This window comes from Bacillus sp. FSL K6-2865, from assembly GCF_040311405.1.
Classification (GTDB): Bacteria; Bacillota; Bacilli; order Bacillales; family Bacillaceae; genus Bacillus; species Bacillus velezensis.
The window spans coordinates 3,496,132-3,519,365 of the sequence record NZ_CP152036.1 but is presented as its reverse complement, the minus strand read 5'-3'; the positions used below and the strand labels follow the sequence as shown (position 1 = coordinate 3,519,365).

Here is a 23,234-nt window from a genome sequence, read left to right as displayed (position 1 = left end):
GGAACATATCTTGGCAAAGGTTCGGACCAAAGACGTAATGGAGCAGTTCCATTTAGAATTGATCAGCGGAGAAGAAGGGATTAACCGCCCGATTACGATGAGTGATTTATCACGGCCCGGTATTGAAATCGCCGGTTATTTTACATATTACCCGAGAGAACGGGTGCAGCTTTTAGGAAAAACGGAGCTGTCATTTTTCGATCAGCTTCCCGAGGAAGATAAGAAACAGCGGATGAAATCGCTGTGCACCGATGTGACGCCGGCTATCATACTTTCCAGAGATATGCCGATCCCGCCGGAGCTTGTAGAAGCTTCCGAGCAAAACGGCGTGCCTGTGCTCAGATCCCCTCTGAAAACAACCAGGCTGTCAAGCAGGCTGACGAATTTTCTTGAGAGCCGTCTCGCGCCGACAACGGCCATTCACGGCGTGCTTGTGGATATATACGGCGTCGGTGTGCTCATAACGGGAAAAAGCGGCGTCGGTAAAAGTGAAACGGCCCTGGAGCTCGTCAAACGCGGCCATCGTCTTGTCGCGGATGACTGCGTCGAAATCCGGCAGGAGGATCAGGATACGCTCGTCGGGAATGCGCCTGATCTGATTGAGCATCTGCTTGAAATCAGGGGTCTCGGCATTATAAATGTCATGACGCTGTTCGGAGCGGGCGCCGTCAGAAGCAATAAAAGAATTACAATCGTCATGGACCTTGAGCTTTGGGAGCAAGGGAAGCAATACGACCGTCTCGGACTTGAAGAAGAAAAAATGAAAATCATTGATACGGAAATTACAAAACTGACCATTCCAGTCCGCCCTGGGCGAAATCTCGCCGTTATTATCGAAGTTGCGGCGATGAACTTCAGATTGAAGCGGATGGGCTTAAATGCTGCCGAGCAATTTACGAATAAGCTGGCGGATGTCATTGAAGACGGCGAACAAGACGAATAGGAGTTGGCAATAATATGAACGAAGCAGGAACACCAATCAATCCGATTGCCTTGCAGCTCGGGCCTTTATCCGTGCACTGGTACGGGATCATTATCGGCGCGGGTGCGTTATTAGGGCTTTGGATGGCCATGAGGGAGAGTGAAAAGCGGGGGCTGAAAAAGGACATTTTTATTGATCTTGTTCTTTTCGCCATCCCGATCGCAATCATTTGCGCACGGGCATACTATGTGCTTTTCGAGTGGAGCTATTACTCGGAACACCCCGGGGTAATCATTAAAACCTGGAAAGGCGGCATCGCGATTCACGGCGGATTGATCGGCGCGATCGCAACGGGAATCGTCTTTTCAAAAGTAAGAGGGATCTCATTCTGGAAGCTGGCGGATATTGCCGCGCCGAGTATTCTGCTCGGCCAGGCCATCGGGCGCTGGGGGAACTTTATCAACCAGGAGGCTCACGGTGAAGCGGTCAGCCGGTCATTTTTGGAAAGTCTGCATCTTCCGGATTTCATCATTAATCAGATGTACATAGACGGACAATATTATAACCCGACGTTTTTGTATGAATCGCTGTGGAGTTTTGCGGGCGTCTTGATTCTGCTTCTGCTCCGCCGCGTGAACCTGCGCAGGGGCAATCTGTTTTTGACGTATGTGATCTGGTATTCGATCGGCAGATACTTTATTGAGGGAATGCGGACGGACAGCCTGATGCTTACGAGCCAGCTTCGGATCGCGCAGGTCATTTCCATTGTGCTGATTGTACTTGCGATTATTTTAATGATTTTCAGACGCATGAAGGGGTATGCCGATAAGCGGTATGCCGACACGGACTGACGCCTGAAATCGGAAAGGACATAAGATGACTGATAAACGTGTAACCGCCATTTTATTCGATCTCGACGGCACGCTGATTGACACGAATGAACTGATTATCGCTTCTTACCTTCATACGCTTGATCATTATTGCCCGGGGCAGTTCAAAAGGGAAGATGTGCTTCCGTTTATCGGCCCGCCTCTGTATGAAACGTTTTCAGGCATTAATGCTGAAAAGTGCGATGAGATGATCAGCATGTACAGAGCATTCAACCATGAAAAGCACGATGAGCTTGTCACGGAGTACGAAACGGTTTATGAAACGCTGGATGAATTGAAAAAAGCGGGCTATCAGCTCGGGATTGTCACCACGAAGCTGAGGGATACAGTCAATATGGGATTGAAGCTGACAGGCATCGGGGCGTTTTTCGATACTGTCGTCACGCTTGATGATGTAAAGCATCCGAAGCCTGACCCCGAGCCTGTGCGGCTTGCTCTCAGCCGGCTTGGGTGCGGTTCGTCGGAAGCCATAATGGTCGGTGACAATTATCACGATGTCATGGCGGGAAAAAACGCCGGCACGAAAACAGCCGGCGTCGCGTGGACGATTAAAGGCGCACAGACGCTTTCCGCCTATGAACCCGATTATATGCTCGAAAAAATGAGTGATTTATTGCACATCACCGGAGTGAAGTAATCCGTGAGAAAAACAGACCGCCATCCGGTTTCAGGTGCAAATTCATTGTGGCATGTTTATCAGACGGTCCCCTTTCTGAAGGTGATGAAAAATTTCATCATCATTCAGATCGCAAGGTATACGCCGTTTTTAAGCGTGAAAAACTGGCTGTACCGAACCTTTTTGAAAATGAATGTCGGAAAACAGACGTCATTCGCGCTGATGGTGATGCCGGATATCATGTTTCCCGAAAAAATCACTGTCGGAAAAAACAGTATCATCGGCTACAATACGACGATTTTGGCTCATGAATATTTAATACATGAGTACCGGACCGGTTTTGTCACAATCGGTGACGAGGTGATGATCGGGGCAAACACAACCATTCTGCCCGGCGTCACCATCGGGAGCGGAGCCGTTGTATCAGCCGGCACGCTGGTGCATAAAGATGTCCCGGCCGGGGCGTTTGTCGGAGGAAATCCGATGCAGGTGATCTATACGGACGAAGAAATGAAAGAACGAATGGGAAAACCCCGCTGATTAACGTCAGCGGGGTTTTTTTATGACTTGATCACAATGGCCTGGCTGCCCATCTGCTTCCAGGCTTTTTCAAAGTCAGATCGGTTTGTTTTTCTGTTTTTATAGCCGTAAGGATCATTAACGTATACATAATCGTGATCATAACCGGTAACGGCTACGCTATGCATGCTGAACGTAATGTCGATTTTTCCGTTCGGCGTATTCCAAGTCTGCATATTATCAACCGGCTTAAAGGATGTGGTGGTAATCACCCAGACCGGCCGCCCTTTTTCAAGCTGGCGGTACACTGAAGAAATGTCTTTTCCCGTCAGGTCGTATACTTTGTTTCCCGCATATTCTTTGGCAAGTTTATCAATCGGCTCATGATAAACGCCTAAACCCGGGCCGTTTTCCATATCTCCGGCAAATCCTTCATTCGGATCTCCCTTCAGCCCGCTGCTGTATGTGAGCGGAACTTTATTGATTTTATCCGCCAATGTATTTTTTGACACATGATATCCGGCATTGTTCAAAATCATGGCAAGGCTTGTCACCTCACAGCCATTGTACAGTCTGGGAGAATCCATCTGTCTGTACAGAACGACATTCAGCGGTGACGCACTCCCTTTTAACGGTGTTTTCTCATCAGGCTCGTCGGACTGCTGATTGAAAAAATTCAAATGAATATCGTTTGTATAGATGTTATATCCCAGATAGACAAGGACGGCTGTCAGAATCAGCACACATAATGTTCCAAGCGTCTTCATTATCAATTCTTCTCCCTTGTTTCTGTTGAAGCTATTCTATGTATTATAGCACTTCTGCTCAATATGATTCGATCGTTCCGATATGTTTACAGGTTTGTTCATTCTTTAGCCATGTTTATGGAAAAGAGTAGGCGGACATTGGGCGTTGCAATTCATTCTTTTATCTGCTAACATATTATCATATTAGCGAACTAAAGGATTCGGAATTTTCCTTCAGACAAAGCGGAGGTGTAAAAGGCAAATGTTTATGTTTGAGAAACCGCATGGCATGAGAGATACGCTGCCCGGTTTATACGAAGCAAAGAAAAAAGTCCGTTCCACACTGACGGATTTAATTGATAAATGGGGTTATCAGTTTATGGAGACGCCGACCCTTGAATTTTATGAAACAGTAGGCGTCCAGTCAGCCATTGAAGAACAGCAGCTGTTTAAGCTTCTCGATCAGGACGGAAAAACGCTTGTGCTTCGGCCTGATATGACCGGACCGATTGCCAGGGTGGCGGCGTCTAAGCTGCACAAACACAATCATCCGCTCAGAGCGGGGTACGCGGCAAGCGTCTATCGCGCTCAGGAGCGGGAAGGCGGACGTCCGGCAGAATTCGAACAGGTAGGCGCGGAGCTGATCGGCGACGGATCAACAAGCGCGGACGCCGAGGTGATTGCGCTGGCGGCCGGCGCTTTGAAAAACGCGGGATTGCACCGGTTTAAAATCGCGATCGGCCATGCCGGACTCGCTGATGAGCTGTTTGTCGAGGTTCTGGGCAATGCTGAGCGGGCGGATGTTCTGCGGCGCTTTCTCTTTGAGAAGAATTACGTGGGATACAGGGAACATGTCAAATCGCTTCCGCTTTCTTCAATAGACAAAAGCCGGCTGCTCGCACTTCTGGAATTGCGAGGCGGGAAAGAGATCTGCGCCAAGGCGGAGGAGATCATCGGCATCTCCGGACAAAGCTTGATTCAGGAGCTGGAAGACCTGTGGGACATTCTTGAGGATTACGGATGTGCCGAGCATATTCGCCTTGATCTGAATATGGTAAGCCATATGAGTTATTACACGGGAATTTTATTCGAAGTGTATGCGGCAAATGTCGGTTTTGTCATCGGAAGCGGCGGACGCTATAACAATCTTCTCGGCCATTTCGGCAGTCCCGCTCCCGCCACGGGTTTCGGGCTCCGTATCGACAGGCTGATTGAAGCGCTCGGCATCCAGGAAGAAACTAGTGAAGCGGACGCCGTGATTTTCAGCAAGGAGCAGCGGGCGCAGGCCATTTTATTCGCGGAGGAAGAAAGGGCGAGAGGCAGAAAAGTCGTCCTGCAGGATCTGGCGGGCATTGAAAATATCGATCATATGACAAAATCATTTGCAAACGTCACATACTTTATCGGTGCCAGAAAGGAAGAGCAGAATGGGTAAGGTACTCACAATGGCAATGCCAAAAGGACGGATATTCGAAGAAGCGGCCGGGTTGCTGCGGCAGGCCGGGTACAGGCTGCCCGAGGAGTTTGAAGAATCGAGAAAGCTGATCATTGACGTTCCTGAAGAAAATCTCCGCTTTATTCTGGCAAAGCCGATGGATGTGACGACTTATGTCGAGCATGGCGTCGCTGATGCCGGTATTGCCGGAAAGGATGTCATGCTTGAGGAAGAGCGTGACGTGTATGAGGTGCTCGATCTGAAAATCAGCAAATGCCATCTCGCCGTTGCGGGGCTTCCCGGAGCGGATTGGAACGGAGTCGCCCCGAGGATTGCGACGAAATATCCGAATGTTGCGTCAAGTTATTTCAGAGAGCAGGGCGAGCAGGTGGAAATCATTAAGCTGAACGGTTCGATTGAATTGGCGCCTTTAATCGGGCTTGCTGACAGAATCGTAGATATCGTATCAACCGGGCGGACATTAAAGGAAAACGGTCTCGTTGAATCAGAACATATTTGTGACATCACATCGCGTTTTATCGTCAATCCGGTCAGCTACCGCATGAAGGATGATGTAATCGACGAAATGGCGGCCAGGCTGGCCAGGGTTGTGGAAGGAGAAACGGCACAATGAAAATAACCGCAGTAAAAAGAAGCGAGCGGTTTTCACTGAAGCGTTCCATCGACAGCGGAACCGAAGAGCAGCGGAAAACCGTCAGGGAGATTATTGAAGACGTCAGACAAAACGGTGACAAAGCCGTTTTAGCCTATACAAAAACATTTGACGGCATCACCCTGAACCAAATGGCCGTGAGTGCAGAGGAAGTCACCGAGGCGTACCGTCTGCTTGATGATCAGCTGCTGGAAGTGATCAGACAGGCGATTGCCAATATTAAAGAATATCACGAACGCCAGCTGCAATCCTCGTGGTTTTACCATCGCAAAGACGGCTCGATACTCGGGCAGAAAATAACGGCGCTCGATTCCGCGGGCGTATACGTGCCAGGCGGGACGGCCGCTTATCCGTCTTCCGTTTTAATGAATGTCATCCCCGCTCTCGCTGCGGGAGTGGAACGGATCGTTCTCGTCAGTCCTCCGGGAAAAGACGGCCGCCTTTCGCCGGGCGTTCTGGCGGCGGCGTCTGAGCTCGGCATAAAGGAAATTTACAAAGCGGGAGGCGCGCAGGCGATTGCCGCGCTCGCTTACGGAACCGAAACGATACAGCCTGTTGATAAGATCACGGGCCCCGGCAATATATTTGTAGCACTCGCGAAGCGCGAAGTCTTCGGCGTTGTGGATATTGACATGATTGCCGGGCCCAGTGAAATCGTGGTCCTGGCAGACGATACGGCGGTGCCCAAAGAAGTCGCCGCTGACCTGCTTTCACAGGCCGAACACGATACGCTCAGCTCAAGCGTGCTTGTCACCGACTCACGGAAGCTTGCCGAAGCCGTATCAGATGAGGTGAATAAACAGCTTCAGACGCTGCCGCGCAAAGAAATCGCCGAAGCGTCGATCAGGGATCACGGCCGCATTTATATTACGGAATCGATGGAAGATGCAGTGGACACGGTGAATGCGCTGGCGCCCGAGCATTTAGAAATCATGACGCATTCGCCGGAGGCTTTGCTTGGAAGCATCAGACACGCGGGGGCGATTTTCTTAGGACGATACAGCGCTGAACCGGTCGGCGATTATTTTGCCGGACCGAATCACGTTTTGCCGACAAACGGAACGGCGCGGTTTTCAAGCCCGTTGAATGTAACAGATTTTCAAAAGAAATCGAGCATCATCTCATACAGCCGGAAGGCATTTGAAACACACGCGGACAGCATTTCCGCCTTCGCGAGACTGGAAGGGCTTGAAGCGCACGCAAGATCGATTGAAGCGAGAAACGGAGGAATGACCGATGAGAAAAGCGGAACGCGCCAGAACAACAAATGAGACGGATATTAAGCTGGCTTTCGAAATAGACGGAGAAGGAAAAGCCGACATCAGCACGGATGTGCCGTTTATGACTCATATGCTTGATTTGTTCACAAAGCACGGGCAATTCAATTTAACTGTTGACGCAAAAGGCGATACGGAGATAGATGATCACCACACGACTGAAGATATCGGCATCTGCTTAGGGCAGGCTTTTTTGGAGGCGCTCGGTGATAAAAAAGGGATCAAACGGTACGGAGCAGCGCTAGTACCGATGGACGAAGCGCTCGCCCAAGTCGCCGTAGACCTGAGCAACCGGCCGCACCTTGAGATGCGCGGCGCATTTCCGCAAGCGAAAGTCGGAACGTTTGATACCGAGCTGGTACATGAATTCTTATGGAAACTGGCGCTGGAAGCGAGAATGAATCTGCACGTCATCGTTCATTACGGCACGAATACGCATCATATGATAGAAGCCGTGTTTAAGGCGCTTGGCAGAGCGCTGGACGAAGCGTCATCCATTGATCCGCGCGTCAAGGGCGTGCCATCTACGAAAGGAATGCTGTAAATGATCGGTGTAATTGATTACGGTATGGGCAATTTATTCAGCGTGTCGAAGGCGCTGGAACGCGTCGGCGTCCCGTATGTCGTATCAGACCGGCCGGAAGAGCTTGAAAAAGCGGATGCTTTTATTCTCCCCGGTGTCGGATCATTCAGTGACGCCATGGACAATTTACGCAGCGCGAAGCTTGATCAATTCATACACCGTATGGTTGACAAGGGGAAGCTGCTCCTCGGCATCTGCCTCGGCATGCAGCTCATTTTCGAAGAAAGCACCGAAAACGGCTCTGCAAAAGGACTTGGTTTATTAGCCGGAAAAGCTGTGAGACTCAAAGACAGAGATGCCGAAGGAAACAAGCTGAAGGTGCCGCATATGGGCTGGAACCGGCTGACGTTTCACCAAACGTCTCCTTTGCTTTCGGAAGCGGAAGAAGGCTTCGTTTACTTTGTCCATTCCTATTATATAGACGGGATGGAAGACGGCGATCTTCTGGCAAGCGCTGAGTACGGCGTTCGTGTTCCGGCCGTCGTCGGGAAACGCAATGTCTTCGGTGCACAGTTTCACCCGGAAAAAAGCGGTACGGCCGGAATGGCGATCTTAACGCAATTTACAAAAATGGCAGCGGAACAGAAGGTGAAGAAATGAACGCTTTTACATTATATCCGGCAATCGATATGAGAAACGGCAAATGCGTCCGCCTCATCCAAGGCGATTACGGCAAGGAAACGATATACGGTGACTCTCCTTTAGACATGGCGGCGCAATTTGCAAACGAAGGTGCCGAATGGATTCATCTCGTGGATCTTGACGGCGCGAAAGCAGGCAGGAAAGTAAACGACAGGCATGTTCTTGACATTGCGCGGCAGCTTGATGCCAAAGTCGAGATCGGCGGCGGGATCCGTTCTGAAGCGGATGTGTACGGTTATTTATCACAAGGTGTTGAGCGCGTCATTCTCGGCAGCTCGGCCGTTTCCGATCCGGCATTTGTGAAGAGCATGCTGAAACAATACGGCGGCAAAATCGCGATCGGTCTTGATGCAAGAAACGGATATGTCTCGACGGAAGGCTGGCTGGAAACATCCTCGGTAAGGGCGGCCGATCTGGGCCGTGAATTGGCGGCCGAAGGAGCGGAAACCTTCATTTTCACGGATATTGCAACTGACGGCATGCTGTCAGGACCGAACATCGAAAGCACCGTTCAGCTCGCAAAAGCAACGGGAAAAACCGTCATCGCTTCAGGCGGAGTCAGCTCAGTCGCCGACCTCAAAGCACTGGCCCGCTTCAAAGACGCCGGCGTATCGGGAGCGATTATCGGAAAAGCGCTTTATACAAAACAATTTACATTGGCTGAAGCGCTCAGCGGGGTGAAGGACGCATGATCACGAAACGAATCATTCCGTGTCTCGATGTGAAAGAAGGCCGCGTCGTCAAGGGCATACAATTTCTCGGGCTGAAAGATGCGGGCGATCCTGTCGAGCTGGCCGAAGCCTACGACAGGGAGGGTGCTGACGAACTTGTTTTTCTCGACATTTCCGCCTCTCACGAAGGCCGCAAGACGATGACAGACGTCGTAGAACAGGTTGCGGCAAAACTGGCGATTCCGTTTACGGTCGGCGGCGGAATCAATCAATTAAGCGATATGAAACGAATGCTTCGCGCCGGCGCTGATAAAGTATCCGTTAATACAGCGGCCGTCCTCCGCCCCGAGCTGATTACGGAAGGAGCAGATTTTTTCGGCTCGCAATGCATCGTCGCGGCGATTGACGCAAAGTATGATGAAAATTCGGATTGCTATAAAGTGTACACACACGGCGGCAGAAAGAAAACCGAGTGGGAAGTCACGGCCTGGGCAAAAGAAGCCGTCAGCCGGGGAGCGGGTGAAATCCTGCTGACAAGCATGGACGCAGATGGTGAGAAAACAGGCTTTAATCATACGCTCACACAGCTTGTCACACGTGCCGTCCCGGTGCCCGTCATTGCCTCAGGGGGAGCCGGCAGCGCGCGCCATATGCTTGAAGCCTTCACGATCGGTGAAGCGGACGCCGCGCTTGCAGCTTCCATTTTCCATTACAAAGAGACATCTATAAAAGAAGTGAAAGATTATATGAAGAAACACGGGGTGAATGTGAGATGAAACGGGCAGATGAACTGCGGTTTGACGAGGCCGGACTGATTCCCGCCATCGTGCAGGATGCGGCAAGCAAAGAAGTACTGACACTGGCTTATATGAATCGTGAATCCTACGAAAAAACGATAGAAACGAAAGAAACCTGGTTTTACAGCCGTTCACGCGGGGAGCTGTGGCATAAAGGAGCGACGTCGGGGAATACCCAAAAGGTGAAAGCCATCCGCTATGATTGCGATCAAGATGCTCTTGTCGTGCTTGCGGAGCCTTCAGGACCCGCATGCCATAAGGGAAGCTACAGCTGCTTTTCTTCGGAAAAAGCGGACGCGCAGGATCGTTTCGGCATCTTAAATGAACTGGAAAGCGTAATCGCCAAACGGCAGGCGGAGATGCCTGACGGAGCCTACACAACGTATCTGTTTCGGGAAGGCGTCGATAAAATTCTCAAAAAAGTCGGCGAGGAAGCCGCAGAGGTTATTATCGCCGCGAAAAACCGCGACCATGAAGAATTAAAATGGGAAGCGGCGGATTTGCTGTATCATTTGCTCGTTCTTCTGCGTGAGCAGTCGCTTCCTTTGGACGACGTGCTTGACGTCCTTGCGAAACGCCATTCAGCATCTGAGTAAAACAAACCTCACGGAGAGATCCGTGAGGTTTTTAATCTGTCAAACTTAAACATTCAATTAAATATTCCTTATTTCCGCAACCGGAGGCAGATGAATTTGATAATATTGACTAATAGAGTTTATTTTGGTTTTTATTAAAAATATACGTTTTGTTCATATTCCGTTCATGCACATCCGTTATAGTATAAACAGTGATATAGGAGGAAAACATATGCCGAATAAACAACCAAAACCTAAAGGGAAATTCAGCTCATTCTTTTCATTAGTCAAAAAAACAAAACCATCATACGGTATGCTGGCCTTCGCGCTGTCTCTCAGTATTGTGACAACGCTCGTCAGCCTGCTGATTCCGCTGTTGACAAAGCAGCTCGTTGACGGCTTTTCCATGTCGTCGCTGTCAGGCGTGCAAATCGGAATCATCGCAGCCGTGTTTATCGTACAGGCCGCATTAAGCGCCTACGCCACCTACGCCCTGAACTACAGCGGCCAGAAAATCATCTCGGGACTGCGTGATTTGTTGTGGCAGAAATTAATTAAACTGCCCGTCTCTTATTTTGACAAAAACGCCACAGGAGAAACGATCAGCCGTGTCACCAATGACACAATGGTGGTAAAAGAGCTGATCACAAACAATATCAGCGGATTTATTACCGGAATCATTTCCGTTATCGGGTCACTGACGATCTTATTTTTCATGAACTGGAAGCTCACATTGCTCGTGCTGATCGTCGTGCCGCTGGCTGCGGTGATTTTAGTGCCGATCGGCCGGAAAATGTTTAAAATTTCTCGGGAAACACAGGATGAAACGGCGAGATTCACCGGATTATTAAACCACATCCTCCCGGAAATCAGGCTTGTAAAAGCGTCAAACGCTGAAGAAGCGGAATACGGACGCGGAAAAGCAGGCATCATGGCACTCTTTAAACTCGGGCTGCGTGAAGCGAAGGTGCAGTCGCTCGTAGGTCCGCTTATTACACTTGTATTAATGGCGGCGCTGGTCGCTGTCATCGGGTACGGCGGGATGCAGGTGTCATCCGGTGAATTGACAGCCGGCGCACTCGTTGCCTTTATCCTGTATTTGTTTCAGATCATTATGCCGATGGGCCAGATCACTTCATTTTTCACACAGCTTCAAAAATCCGTCGGCGCAACGGAACGGATGATTCATATTCTTGCAGAAAAAGAAGAAGATATCCAAACCGGAAAAGCCATTGAAAACGCGGATCAGCCGATTAAGCTCGAACAAGTCTCATTCGGCTACAAAACAGATCAAACCATCTTAAAAGACATTACGGCTACAATTGAGGCCGGCAAAGTCACCGCGATCGTCGGACCGAGCGGCGGCGGGAAAACAACGTTATTTAAGCTGCTTGAACGATTCTACAATCCGACTGCGGGCAGCATCCTGCTCGGAAATGAACCGATTGATGCGTATTCCCTTGAGTCATGGCGGGAGCATATCGGCTACGTGTCGCAAGAAAGCCCGTTAATGTCAGGCACCATCCGCGACAATATCTGCTACGGATTAAAACGCGAGGTGACCGATGAGGAACTGAGGCAAGCAGCTGACATGGCCTACGCCCTGCAATTTATTGAAGACTTACCGAAGAAATTTGAAACCGAGGTCGGTGAGCGGGGGATTATGCTGTCAGGCGGACAGCGCCAGCGCATCGCCATTGCCAGAGCGCTCCTTCGCAACCCGAGCATTCTGATGCTTGATGAAGCGACATCAAGTCTGGACAGCCAATCTGAAAAATGGGTGCAGCAGGCGCTGGAAGTTCTAATGGAAGGCCGCACCACCATCGTGATTGCCCACCGTTTATCCACGGTTGTGGATGCAGATCAGCTTCTCTTTGTCGAACAGGGTGAAATCACCGGACGGGGCACACACCATGAATTAATGGCATCCCATTCGCTGTACCGCGATTTTGCGGAGCAGCAGCTGAAGCTGAATGCCGACTTAGAAAACAAAGCTGTGTAAAGCAAGACTTTATGAATAAAAAGCAGCTGAAAAAGCTGCTTTTTATTTTGCAGCCGGAGTCCTGTTCATTGGAAGCGAGGGTTAAATGATGAAAAAACGCACAAAGATTTTTTATTGTCACGCGGCCTTACTGCTCGTATTCATGACTGCCGGGTGTATGGGCGGTAACGATGAAGAGCCGAGCCATTCTTCAAGTCCGGCCGGAGAAAGCAGTGGCATCAACAAGGCTGAAACAGCATCAGCGGCAGAAAAAAAAGAACCCGTAAACAAAGATTCACATCACATCTCTGCGGACAAAAGCGAACCGGACAACATGTCGGCAGACGATTCTCCTCTGCAAATTGAATATGCCCGCATCTGGCTGCAGCTTGGGGAAAATCAGCAGATAGATGAATTGAACGTTCGCCGCATTCCGGCCGGAGCACTCGTCAATCCTGACGATCATACGAGCGCCCGCTATCCGGAAGATGTTACGCAGTTAGCAGGCTCCCGGTTAATCGATGGGTCAGTCACTTACAGCAGCAATGGTGACGGCACCATTCAGGTATACAATGTTCCTTTGCGCTGGGAGTCTCGTGAAGATACTGATCAAGGCGTAATGAAAGAAGTGACGGAGGAAATGATCCGCCATACAAAAAAAGTGTCTGTCGATACAGGAGACAATGAAAAAATAAGACGGTTAATAGACATCATGTCGATTCATTAAAAGAAGACAGGCAAAAAAGCAGAAGGAGGGATTTTCATGGCTGTCATATTGGTTGCGGATGATGACCGCCATATCCGTGAGCTTGTCCGCCTTATGATGGAGCAGAGCGGTTTTGACGTCGCAGAAGCGGAAGACGGGGAAGCGGCGGTGCGGCTGATCGAATCAGCACCTATAGATCTCATCATACTGGATGTGATGATGCCGAAAATGGACGGGTTTGAAGTCAGTGAAGCCGTCCGCAGCTTTACGGACATTCCGATTTTGATGCTGACGGCAAAAGGCGAAACGCTGGACAAAGTGCAAGGTTTTACTTCCGGAGCGGATGATTATCTCGTCAAACCGTTTGAGCCGCTTGAGCTGGAAGCAAGGGTCAAAGCATTGCTGAAACGGTACCGGATCACCGCTGAAAAACTGCTGACCATCGGAACGGTCACATTAGATAAGCAATCCCGCACCGTAACGCGCGGCGGCGGAGCGGGATTGACACTGCCCCGGCGTGAATTTGAGCTTTTATTTAAGCTCGCCGGTTATCCGAATAAGACGTTTTCAAGAGAACAATTAATAGAAGATATTTGGGGCTTTGATTATGAAGGTGACGAGCGGACGGTTGATGTGCATATTAAAAGGCTGAGAGAACGGTTTCCGGAAAAAGACTATCCGTTTGCCATCCATACGGTGCGGGGGCTCGGCTATCGGTTTGTGGTGACGGAATGAAACGGATCTTCAGAACGGCTGGAAAAATCATCATCCTTCTCACCGTCACCGCATTCTTATGGCTGGCGGCTCACCTGATCGTTCAGGGATTCGGTCTCATATGGCCGATTTTGCTTGTGCCCTACGCCGAGCAGATTCTGACGCTTTGGCTTGTTTTCGGCCTGCTGTTTATAACGATGTTTATCTTTTCAAAGTCAGCACGCGAAAGGCATCATGCGATCTGGGATTCGCTGACCGCCACGATCAAGCAAATGTCGAGCGGCAACTTCACAGCGGCCGCTTCCCGGAAAATGGAGAAGATTGAGCGGAACCACCCCGTGACGAAATTGGCTGATGAACTGTCGACACTCGCCGCGGAACTGAGTGAAATGGAAAAACTGAAACAAGAATTTATTTCGAACGTTTCCCATGAAATCCAAACCCCGCTTACTTCATTAAAGGGCTACGCGCATCTCCTGAAAAAACCGGATTTATCATATGAGGAGCGTGGGCGCTACTTACACATCATCGAAACAGAAACAGAACGATTATCAAAAATCAGTGAAAATCTGCTGAAGCTCACTGCGCTCGAACGCCAAACCGAACCGATACAAAAAAAACCGTTCCGCATTGACAAACAGCTGCGGCGCACCATATTGACCTGTGAGCCTGAGTGGTCCGCCAAACAGATTGAGTTTCTCATTGATTTACAGGAGTCGTATGTGTACGGAGATGAAGCGCTGCTCAGCCAAGTATGGATGAATCTGATTCACAATGCCGTAAAATTTACCGGTGAAGGCGGCCGCATTTCCGTTAAAATTGCAGATCTGCCGGGAGCGGCGGCTGTCGAAATCGCCGACGACGGAATCGGAATGGAGCCTGAACAGGCGGAGCGTGTATTTGAACGGTTTTATAAAGCGGATAAGGCGAGAAATGCAGGAGGAAGCGGGCTCGGCCTGTCCATCGCCCAAAAAATCGCAGAGCTGCACGGCGGTTCGATAGAGGTTGAGAGCAAGCGCGGCGAAGGAACCCTTTTCCGCGTCATTCTTCCAGCCGAGCCTCGTGAAAAAAACAGCTAAAATCTGGTCGAACCAGCCAGTAAAAAACGAAGCCGATCCTGTCTTTTGAACTATTGAGGCGAAACCGTTTTATGGTATACTACTGACGGTAATACGTATAAAACGGAGGATATTTGTGGGAAAACACACTTCTGAACAGAAAAAGCACGCGCAAATTGTCCAGCTGCTTCAGGATGGACAATATTTTTTTCATAAAGGCTTAAAAGCATATAGAGAGCGGAATTTAAAACGGGCCAGCAAACTGATTCAGCGGGCCGTCCACCTTGAGCCGAATGATTCCGAAATGCTGTCCCGGCTGGCCGTCATTTATTCTGAAATGGGCCACTACCAGCAGTCAAATGAGCTGTTCGACTTTATTTTGGTGAACCTGAAAGAAGAAATGCCCGAGTGTCATTACTTTAAAGCGAATAATTTCGCGCATTTGGGACTCTTTCAGGAAGCATACAAAGAAGCGGCGGCTTATTCAGATGCCGATCCGGACGGGGAATTCAGCGAAGAGATTGAAAGTCTGATGGAGCTTTTGGATTTCGGCGAAGCGGGTGAAAACGAATCGCTCTATGACCAGGATGAACTGCTGATCAGGCAGGATCGGGCAAAAACGCTTCTTGAGAGCGGCCAGCTTCATGAAGCGGTTGTCATGCTTGAAGAGATTACGGCCGATTACCCCGAGCTTTGGTCCGCATACAACAACCTGGCGCTCGCTTACTTTTACTCAGGCAATGTCACAAAAGCGAAACAAACGGTATTCGAAGTGCTTGAGAAAAATGAAGGCAATCTCCATGCCCTGTGCAACCTCCTTGTATTCTGCTATTACGAGAGGGAAGATGAAAAAGTCGGAGAATTGAGCGGAAAACTCGCCAATGTGTATCCGATTTTATTCGAACAGCGCTATAAGCTGGGGGCGACGCTTGCACTTGTCGGCAGACATGATCTCGGTTATAAATGGCTCCGTTCTCTTTACAAAAGCGGGTTTGAAGGCGACGAAACGTTTTATTACTGGCTTGCCGCTTCAGCCTACGGGACAGGCCGCACAGAATTTGCGGAAACCATTTGGAAAAAGGCCGAAGCCGAATTTCCCGAATCAGATCGGCCCGCGCCTTGGGCGGAGCGGCAGGAACCGCTGCCTGCTTCACTTGAACAGCGGCTTGCCGCCTATTATATCAGCAGCGCTGAAGGAGAGCGGAACCAGCTTGAAAAAGTTCTGACGGCAAAACGCGCCGTTTCACCGTTTGAACAAGATTTCGTCAGACTGCTGCTTTCCGGTGAAAAAGGCGCTTCAGGCGTCTCCGGTGATGCGCTGTTCACGTATCGGACGGTCAAGCTGCTGGAGAAAGCGGAAGCCGACAGTTTAAAAACTGACGTCATGAGCTGCTGGGTTTTTCACGTCATTCAGCACATCCGCGCCGCCGCTGCCGTACAGAATGAGCGGGCGTGGGCAGCAGCCATCGCATATGTATGGAAAGAAGCAAACGGCGAAAAAACGACGAAAAAAGAAACGGCAGCCGTTTACGGTATAACGCCGGCAACACTTTCGAAATACATCAGACAAATAGACGATATATTAGAATAAAACCGATTCTTTCTATATAAAGAGTCGGTTCTTTTTTTATCAGAAAGGGGCAAAACAGAACTTTACCGCCGAATAAAGAGGTATTCATACGTATTTTTTTGCTTTTCGAATCGAAATCAGGCCGTAATCACCGTTTATTTTGCAAAATATGAGATTTGCAATCACATTGAAATATAACTGTAATAAAAATTGTCGAAACATGATGGTATAATGAGTCTCGTACATAAGAGATTAGTTTATTTTACATGTGCTGTATAATCTATACCAATTTAAAAGATTTAAAGTTTCATACATAAAAATCATCAGCCTCACGGGTATGTGAGGGAGCGTAACTTTGATGTTCATAATAGAATTCCAAATGAGAACAGGTTTAAAGTAAAAGGGAGGAAAGAAAAAGTGAAAAAGAGTTTATTAACACTTGGTTTGGCTTCCGTCATCGGGACAAGCAGTTTTTTGATCCCGTTTACAAAAACTGCATCGGCGGAAACATTAGACAGCAAAAAAGCAAAAATTGAAAGCAAGCAATCTGAGGTGGCTTCAAGCCTTGAAGCAAAAGAAAGAGAATTGTCTAAGCTTCAGGACAAGCAGGCTAAGATTGAAAAAGAACTGAAAGACATTAACGCTAAAGCGTTGGATACAAGCAATAAAATCGAAGATAAAAAAGCTGAAAACGAAAAAACGAAAAAGCAGATCGCTGATTTGAAAAAAGAAATCAAAGAAACAGAAGCGCGTATTGAAAAACGCAATGAAATCCTGAAAAAACGCGTTCGTTCTTTACAGGAAAACGGCGGTTCTCAAGGATACATAGATGTTCTTTTAGGGGCGACAAGCTTCGGAGACTTCATTTCCCGTGCGACTGCGGTATCTTCTATCGTTGACGCGGATAAAGAGCTGATCAAACAGCAGGAGCAGGATAAAGCGAAACTCGAAGACGCAGAAGCTGAACTTAACGTGAAGCTGAAAAAAGTTCAAGATGATCTTGCGAAACTCGAGTCTATGCAAAAAGACCTGAACAAACAGCTTGATCAGAAAGACAAGCTTTTCGACGAAGCGAAAAACGGTCAGAAAAAAGCGGCTTCCGCTATCTCTGATCTGAAAAAAGAAGCATCAAAGCTTGCAAACGAAAAAGCTGATACTGAAAAAGAACAGAAGCGCATTAAAGCTGAGCAGGCTGCAGCGGCTGCCCTGATCAAAAAACAGGAAGAAGCGCAAAAAGCTTCTGAAGACCAAAACCAAAAAGATGACAGCCAGCCGGCACCGGCGGTTAAAACTGTGAAAAAAGCGGCTGTTTCAACATCATCTGATTCATCTGACAGCTCAAGCAAACCGAAGAGCACTTCAGGCGGATCATCTCATAACAGCGGCGGTTCAGATGATTCTGACGGCGGATCTGTTATTTCAAATTCAGGCGGTATTGAAGGCGCGATCAGCGTAGGTTCAAGCCTTGTGGGTCAATCCCCGTACAAATTCGGCGGCGGACGCACTCAATCTGATATTAACAACCGTATTTTTGACTGCTCTTCATTCGTACGCTGGGCTTATGCTAACGCAGGCGTTAACCTCGGACCTGCAAGCGGCACAAACACAGATACATTAATCGGAAGAGGTAAAGCAGTAAGCGCGTCTGACATGAAACGCGGAGACTTAGTATTCTTCAATACGTATAAAACAAACGGCCACGTCGGCATCTACTTAGGTAACGGAACGTTCCTGAACGATAATACATCACACGGTGTATCCATTGATTCTATGAGCAACCCTTACTGGAAGAAAGCATTCAACGGCAATGTAAGACGTGTCGTGCAATAATGAATAAGACAAGGGCCTTCTATCCCGGAAGGCTCTTTCTTTATTTGTATACCCGCTCAGGAGCTGCCTAATCACGGTTTCTTAGAAAAATGAGCAAAAAAATAGCGAATTGCCCTCAGATTTAATAGGATATGGGTAAGGAATACGATTGATGGGGATTCTTATCCATATAGGGTGCGCCCCATTTCGAAAAGGAGTGAATCATGGTGTCAGAAGAAAAAATTTATGATGTGATCATTATCGGCGCGGGTCCGGCGGGGATGACCGCTGCTGTTTACACATCACGAGCGAACTTATCCACATTAATGATCGAAAGAGGAATTCCGGGCGGCCAGATGGCCAACACGGAGGATGTTGAAAACTATCCGGGTTTTGAAAGCATTCTCGGCCCTGAACTTTCTAATAAAATGTTTGAACATGCGAAAAAATTCGGTGCGGAATATGCGTACGGCGATATTAAAGAAATCGTTGACGGCAAAGAATATAAAACGGTCAAAGCCGGTTCAAAAGAATATAAAGCGCGCGCCATCGTCATTTCTGCCGGAGCGGAATACAAAAAGATCGGTGTTCCCGGCGAAAAAGAACTGGGCGGCCGCGGCGTATCGTACTGCGCGGTTTGTGACGGCGCGTTCTTTAAAAATAAAGAGCTTGTCGTTGTCGGCGGCGGAGACTCCGCCGTTGAAGAAGGCGTCTATCTGACACGCTTCGCTTCAAAAGTCACCATCGTTCACAGACGTGACAAATTGCGGGCGCAAAGCATTCTTCAGGCGCGTGCCTTTGACAATGAGAAAATTGACTTCAAATGGAACAAAACCGTAAAAGAAATCCATGAGGAAAACGGAAAAGTCGGCAGACTTACTCTTGTGGACACCGTGACGGGAGAAGAAGAAGAATTCAAAGCTGACGGCGTCTTTATTTATATCGGTATGCTTCCGCTTTCTAAACCGTTCGAGAACTTGGGCATCACAAATGAAGAAGGCTACATTGAAACAAACGCTCAAATGGAAACAAAAGTTCCAGGCATTTTCGCCGCGGGAGACATCCGTGAAAAAACGCTCCGCCAGATCGTAACGGCGACAGGCGACGGAAGTATTGCGGCTCAAAGCGTTCAGCATTATGTGGAAGAGCTTGAGGAAACGCTCAAAACCGTTAAATAATCACTGTAATGTTCAGTTTTTGAATCGTTACTGTGTTTTAATTACGCTGTAACACGGGTGAAATACTGATGTTTTAAGATGAATGTAGTAATTGACCCCCTTTTTAATGAATACACTTTGGCACGGATTCCAGTATCCGTGCCCTTTTTTTGCGATTTTCTGTTTTCTGTCAAATAAAAGAAAAGGATGTCGGTGTCTCTGCATTGTGAGAGACATGCCGAAACGGTATAATGAAGAGACGATGATTTGTTGAGAAGGTTAGGTGACGTACTTGTGCAAAGAGTGACAAATTGTGTGCTGCAGACAGATGATCAGGTTCTCCTTCTCCAAAAGCCGAGACGGGGCTGGTGGGTCGCGCCCGGCGGGAAGATGGAAAGCGGCGAGTCCGTCAGAGATTCCGTCATCAGGGAGTACAGAGAAGAGACGGGCATTTATATACTAAATCCGCAGTTAAAAGGCGTGTTTACCTTTATTATTAAGGAACAGGAACAAATCGTGTCAGAGTGGATGATGTTTACTTTCGTCGCCGACTCGTACACGGGGCGAAATGTCGCTGAATCAGAGGAAGGCGTTCTGAAGTGGCATGATGTAAAAGATATCCACAGCCTTCCGATGGCCCCCGGAGACGGGCATATCCTTGATTTTATGATCAAGGGCCAAGGGCTTTTGCACGGCACCTTTACGTATACGCCGGACTTCGAGCTGCTCAGCTATCGTTTAGATCCGCAGCTTATCAAATAAAAGAAAGACCGCAGGGGGGAGAAAGATGAGTATGAATGAAAACCATGATATTCAGCTCGTCATCATTACGGGAATGTCTGGAGCGGGGAAAACCGTCGCCATTCAAAGCTTTGAGGATCTCGGCTATTTTTGCGTCGACAATCTGCCGCCTTCCTTGCTGCCGAAATTTTTGGAGCTGATGAAAGAATCAAGTTCAAAAATGAGCAAGGTCGCGCTTGTCATGGATCTGCGGGGACGTGAATTTTTTGACAGGCTGATTGAGGCGCTGGATGAAATGGCGGAAAATCCGTGGATTACACCGCGCATTCTCTTTTTAGACGCTAAGGATTCCATTCTTGTGACGAGATACAAAGAAACGAGGCGTTCTCACCCGCTGGCCGCTACCGGGCTTCCTCTTGAAGGAATCGCGCTGGAACGCCAGCTGCTTGAAGAATTGAAAGGGCGCTCTCAGCTGATCTATGACACATCGGATATGAAACCGCGTGATCTGCGTGAAAAAATCGTGGCGCATTTCGCCACGAACCAAGGTGAAACATTTACAGTGAACGTAATGTCATTCGGGTTCAAATACGGGCTTCCGATAGATGCCGACCTGGTGTTAGATGTAAGGTTTCTGCCGAATCCGTTCTACATTGAAAGCATGAGGCCGCTTACGGGGAAAGATGAGGAAGTGTCATCCTATGTGATGAAGTGGAACGAAACACAAAAGTTTATTGAAAAGCTTGTTGATCTGCTCGGCTTTATGCTTCCGTCTTATAAGCGGGAAGGTAAAAGCCAGCTTGTCATCGCGATCGGCTGTACGGGCGGCCAGCACCGCTCCGTCACGCTCGCTGAATATTTGGCTGACTATTTTAAAAAAGATTTCTATACTCATGTCACCCACCGGGACATTGAAAAGAGAAGCCGGAAATGAATAAGAAGCCGAAAATCGCAATCTTCGGCGGCGGAACGGGTCTGTCCGTGCTGCTTCGGGGGTTAAAGCATAAGCCCGTTGATATTACGGCGATTGTGACAGTTGCTGATGACGGCGGAAGTTCAGGCCGTCTGCGGGATGAACTTCAAATTCCGCCGCCGGGTGACATTCGTAACGTACTGGCCGCTTTGTCAGATGTTGAGCCGCTCGTTGAAAATCTGTTTCAGCACCGTTTCAACAAAGGAAGCGACTTAACCGGACATTCGCTCGGAAATTTGATTTTGGCAGCGATGACAAATATAACCGGTGATTTCTTTCACGCTGTCACCGAAATGAGCAAGGTGCTGAATGTCCGCGGCAGAGTGCTGCCGGCTGCCAACACCAGTGTCGTTCTTCACGCTGAAATGGAGGACGGGCAGGTCGTTTCCGGAGAATCGACAATCCCTTCTTACGGCCAGCGGATTAAACGGGTGTTTCTTACGCCTGAAAAAATTGATCCGCTCCCGGAAACGATTGACGTCATCCGTCAGGCCGATTTAATCATTATCGGTCCGGGAAGCCTGTACACAAGCATTCTTCCGAATCTGCTCGTGCCGAAAATCGGAGAAGAAGTCGTCAAGGCTGCGGCCAAAAAAGTATATATATGCAACGTCATGACACAGCCCGGCGAGACGCTGCAATACAGTGCGGCCGACCATGTCAAGGCGCTGAACGATCATATGGAGCAGCCGTTTATCGACACGATCTTAATCAACAATGAGGAGATCCCTGACGAAATCAAAAGCAAATATGCGAAAGAGCTGGCCCGGCCCGTCGACTTCAATGTTGAAAAGCTGAAATCCATGGGGCTTGAGGTCATCAGGGATCAGATTATCACGTATAAAAATGGCGTAATCCGTCACGATACACATAAAGTGGCTTCTCTTCTTGTCGATTTATTAAGGGACTAGAGGCCTTTTGAAATGAGGTGGCTAATATGTCATTTGCATCGGAAACAAAAAAAGAACTGACGAATCTGGAAGTGAAGGACTGCTGCGCCAAGGCGGAGCTGTCCGCGCTGATTCGGATGAACGGTTCACTGTCATTTTCAAACCGCCATCTCGTGCTTGACGTTCAAACCGAAAATGCGGCGATTGCCCGCCGCATTTATACATTGCTGAAGAAACAATATGATGTATCGGTCGAACTGTTAGTCAGAAAAAAAATGCGGCTGAAAAAAAACAATGTTTATATTGTGCGCTTTTCTGAAAATGCAAAGCTGATTTTAGAGGAATTGAAAATCCTCGGAGAGAACTTTGTATTTGAACGGAATATTTCTGAGGAACTGGTGGCGAAACGCTGCTGCAAACGTTCTTATATGAGAGGGGCGTTTTTGGCGGGAGGATCTGTGAATAATCCCGAAACATCGTCGTACCACTTGGAAATCTTCTCGCTTTATAAGGAACATAACGATTCATTATGCGCGCTGCTGAATGAATTTCATCTGAACAGCAAAACGCTTGAACGGAAAAAAGGCTATATTACGTATTTAAAAGAGGCGGAAAAAATCACTGAATTTCTGAATGTCATCGGCGCTCACAATTCACTGCTGCGTTTTGAAGATGTGCGGATTGTCAGAGATATGAGAAACTCAGTGAACCGCCTCGTCAATTGTGAAACAGCAAACTTAAACAAAACCATCGGTGCTTCGCTCAGACAGGTGGAAAATATTAAATACATTGATGAACGGATCGGTCTTGAAGCGCTGCCGGAAAAGCTTCGCGAAATTGCGCAGCTGCGGATTGATTATCAGGAGGTCACGCTGAAAGAACTGGGGGAAATGGTTGCAAGCGGGAAAATCAGCAAATCCGGCATCAATCACAGGCTGAGAAAGCTCGATGAAATCGCAGAACAGCTGCGTACAGGACAAAGCATCACTTTGAAATAACCGTACAGAAAAGGGGAGATCTTATGGTTCAGGGGAAAGTGGAAGTGCGTTTAAAGACGGGATTGCAGGCGCGTCCCGCTGCATTGTTTGTACAGGAGGCAAATCGTTTTGCATCAGATGTGTTTCTTGAGAAAAACGGCAAGAAAGTGAATGCCAAAAGCATTATGGGATTAATGAGTCTGGCGGTCAGCACGGGGACGGAAGTCACTCTGATCGCTGAAGGCGACGATGAAAAGGAAGCGCTGGAAAAGTTGTCCGCTTATGTGCAGGAAGAAGTGTAAACACTTTGTA

General features: G+C 48.5%; 25 protein-coding genes. 24 read left to right on the top strand and 1 reads right to left on the bottom strand.

Annotated features, from left to right (window positions below; all coding sequences use genetic code 11):
* Positions 1–10 precede the first annotated feature (10 nt).
* Genes hprK through NYE42_RS17455 form a run of 4 tightly spaced genes read left to right on the top strand, consistent with a single transcriptional unit; the run spans position 11 to position 2,968 of the window.
* Entirely contained in the window at positions 11–943 is a 933-nt protein-coding gene (hprK, locus tag NYE42_RS17470; protein WP_003151456.1) for an HPr(Ser) kinase/phosphatase, read from the top strand.
* Positions 944–957: 14 nt separating this feature from the next.
* Positions 958–1,773 carry a prolipoprotein diacylglyceryl transferase gene (lgt, locus tag NYE42_RS17465; protein WP_061890844.1) on the top strand — a complete coding sequence of 272 codons (816 nt, stop codon included), beginning with the start codon at positions 958–960 and terminating at the stop codon, positions 1,771–1,773.
* A 25-nt stretch (positions 1,774–1,798) separates the two neighbouring features.
* Entirely contained in the window at positions 1,799–2,449 is a 651-nt protein-coding gene (gene ppaX, locus NYE42_RS17460) for a pyrophosphatase PpaX (protein ID WP_144664403.1), read from the top strand.
* A gap of 3 nt (positions 2,450–2,452) precedes the next feature.
* A complete protein-coding gene (locus tag NYE42_RS17455; RefSeq protein ID WP_012118549.1) occupies positions 2,453–2,968 on the top strand; it encodes an acyltransferase in 516 nt (171 codons plus the stop codon).
* Positions 2,969–2,988: 20 nt separating this feature from the next.
* Here the strand turns inward: NYE42_RS17455 and NYE42_RS17450 are convergent, their stop codons facing one another.
* Positions 2,989–3,714 (bottom strand): C39 family peptidase, encoded by a 726-nt coding sequence (locus NYE42_RS17450; protein WP_031378286.1) that lies wholly within the window; start codon positions 3,712–3,714, stop codon positions 2,989–2,991.
* Between the two features lie 241 nt (positions 3,715–3,955).
* Here NYE42_RS17450 and NYE42_RS17445 point away from each other — a divergent pair, with 241 nt between their 5' ends.
* The 20 genes from NYE42_RS17445 (at position 3,956) to NYE42_RS17350 (ending at position 23,224) form a co-directional block, all read left to right on the top strand.
* A complete protein-coding gene (locus NYE42_RS17445; protein ID WP_007407436.1) occupies positions 3,956–5,128 on the top strand; it encodes an ATP phosphoribosyltransferase regulatory subunit in 1,173 nt (390 codons plus the stop codon).
* Positions 5,121–5,762, top strand: coding sequence for an ATP phosphoribosyltransferase (gene hisG / locus NYE42_RS17440; protein WP_012118547.1), 642 nt, complete (start codon positions 5,121–5,123; stop codon positions 5,760–5,762). Before NYE42_RS17445 ends, hisG begins: the two co-directional genes overlap by 8 nt.
* A complete protein-coding gene (gene hisD, locus NYE42_RS17435; RefSeq protein WP_352426612.1) occupies positions 5,759–7,072 on the top strand; it encodes a histidinol dehydrogenase in 1,314 nt (437 codons plus the stop codon). Before hisG ends, hisD begins: the two co-directional genes overlap by 4 nt.
* Positions 7,038–7,622: an imidazoleglycerol-phosphate dehydratase HisB gene (hisB, locus tag NYE42_RS17430; protein ID WP_199022181.1), complete on the top strand. Its 585-nt coding sequence runs from the start codon at positions 7,038–7,040 to the stop codon at positions 7,620–7,622. The genes hisD and hisB overlap by 35 nt, the downstream gene beginning before the upstream one ends.
* Entirely contained in the window at positions 7,623–8,261 is a 639-nt protein-coding gene (hisH, locus tag NYE42_RS17425; protein WP_031378290.1) for an imidazole glycerol phosphate synthase subunit HisH, read from the top strand.
* On the top strand, positions 8,258–8,995 hold the full coding sequence (hisA, locus tag NYE42_RS17420) for a 1-(5-phosphoribosyl)-5-[(5-phosphoribosylamino)methylideneamino]imidazole-4-carboxamide isomerase (protein ID WP_199022180.1): 738 nt from the start codon (positions 8,258–8,260) through the stop codon (positions 8,993–8,995). Before hisH ends, hisA begins: the two co-directional genes overlap by 4 nt.
* Complete coding sequence (gene hisF, locus NYE42_RS17415; protein WP_144664397.1) at positions 8,992–9,750, top strand: imidazole glycerol phosphate synthase subunit HisF; 759 nt, start codon at positions 8,992–8,994, stop codon at positions 9,748–9,750. Before hisA ends, hisF begins: the two co-directional genes overlap by 4 nt.
* Positions 9,747–10,367, top strand: coding sequence for a bifunctional phosphoribosyl-AMP cyclohydrolase/phosphoribosyl-ATP diphosphatase HisIE (gene hisIE / locus NYE42_RS17410; RefSeq protein WP_015418300.1), 621 nt, complete (start codon positions 9,747–9,749; stop codon positions 10,365–10,367). Before hisF ends, hisIE begins: the two co-directional genes overlap by 4 nt.
* A 211-nt stretch (positions 10,368–10,578) precedes the next feature.
* Positions 10,579–12,348, top strand: coding sequence for an ABC transporter ATP-binding protein (locus tag NYE42_RS17405; protein WP_007407428.1), 1,770 nt, complete (start codon positions 10,579–10,581; stop codon positions 12,346–12,348).
* 88 nt (positions 12,349–12,436) lie between these two features.
* On the top strand, positions 12,437–13,054 hold the full coding sequence (locus tag NYE42_RS17400; RefSeq protein WP_144664427.1) for a hypothetical protein: 618 nt from the start codon (positions 12,437–12,439) through the stop codon (positions 13,052–13,054).
* Between the two features lie 36 nt (positions 13,055–13,090).
* The gene (locus NYE42_RS17395) at positions 13,091–13,768 is read left to right on the top strand and encodes a response regulator transcription factor (RefSeq protein ID WP_020956400.1); all 678 of its coding nucleotides are present in this window, start codon (positions 13,091–13,093) and stop codon (positions 13,766–13,768) included.
* Complete coding sequence (locus NYE42_RS17390) at positions 13,765–14,826, top strand: HAMP domain-containing sensor histidine kinase (protein WP_020956399.1); 1,062 nt, start codon at positions 13,765–13,767, stop codon at positions 14,824–14,826. Before NYE42_RS17395 ends, NYE42_RS17390 begins: the two co-directional genes overlap by 4 nt.
* A gap of 115 nt (positions 14,827–14,941) precedes the next feature.
* The gene (locus NYE42_RS17385; protein ID WP_039253712.1) at positions 14,942–16,396 is read left to right on the top strand and encodes a tetratricopeptide repeat protein; all 1,455 of its coding nucleotides are present in this window, start codon (positions 14,942–14,944) and stop codon (positions 16,394–16,396) included.
* A gap of 396 nt (positions 16,397–16,792) precedes the next feature.
* Positions 16,793–18,205 carry an NlpC/P60 family protein gene (locus NYE42_RS17380; RefSeq protein WP_007407424.1) on the top strand — a complete coding sequence of 471 codons (1,413 nt, stop codon included), beginning with the start codon at positions 16,793–16,795 and terminating at the stop codon, positions 18,203–18,205.
* A 206-nt stretch (positions 18,206–18,411) separates the two neighbouring features.
* On the top strand, positions 18,412–19,362 hold the full coding sequence (trxB, locus tag NYE42_RS17375) for a thioredoxin-disulfide reductase (protein ID WP_007407423.1): 951 nt from the start codon (positions 18,412–18,414) through the stop codon (positions 19,360–19,362).
* Positions 19,363–19,635: 273 nt separating this feature from the next.
* Complete coding sequence (locus NYE42_RS17370; protein WP_003151491.1) at positions 19,636–20,103, top strand: 8-oxo-dGTP diphosphatase; 468 nt, start codon at positions 19,636–19,638, stop codon at positions 20,101–20,103.
* 25 nt (positions 20,104–20,128) lie between these two features.
* Complete coding sequence (gene rapZ, locus NYE42_RS17365; RefSeq protein ID WP_352426611.1) at positions 20,129–21,016, top strand: RNase adapter RapZ; 888 nt, start codon at positions 20,129–20,131, stop codon at positions 21,014–21,016.
* Positions 21,013–21,966 carry a YvcK family protein gene (locus tag NYE42_RS17360; RefSeq protein ID WP_007407422.1) on the top strand — a complete coding sequence of 318 codons (954 nt, stop codon included), beginning with the start codon at positions 21,013–21,015 and terminating at the stop codon, positions 21,964–21,966. The genes rapZ and NYE42_RS17360 overlap by 4 nt, the downstream gene beginning before the upstream one ends.
* A gap of 26 nt (positions 21,967–21,992) precedes the next feature.
* A complete protein-coding gene (whiA, locus tag NYE42_RS17355) occupies positions 21,993–22,943 on the top strand; it encodes a DNA-binding protein WhiA (protein WP_007407421.1) in 951 nt (316 codons plus the stop codon).
* A gap of 23 nt (positions 22,944–22,966) precedes the next feature.
* Positions 22,967–23,224, top strand: a complete 258-nt coding sequence (locus NYE42_RS17350; RefSeq protein ID WP_003151495.1) for an HPr family phosphocarrier protein — start codon at positions 22,967–22,969, stop codon at positions 23,222–23,224.
* Positions 23,225–23,234 lie beyond the last annotated feature (10 nt).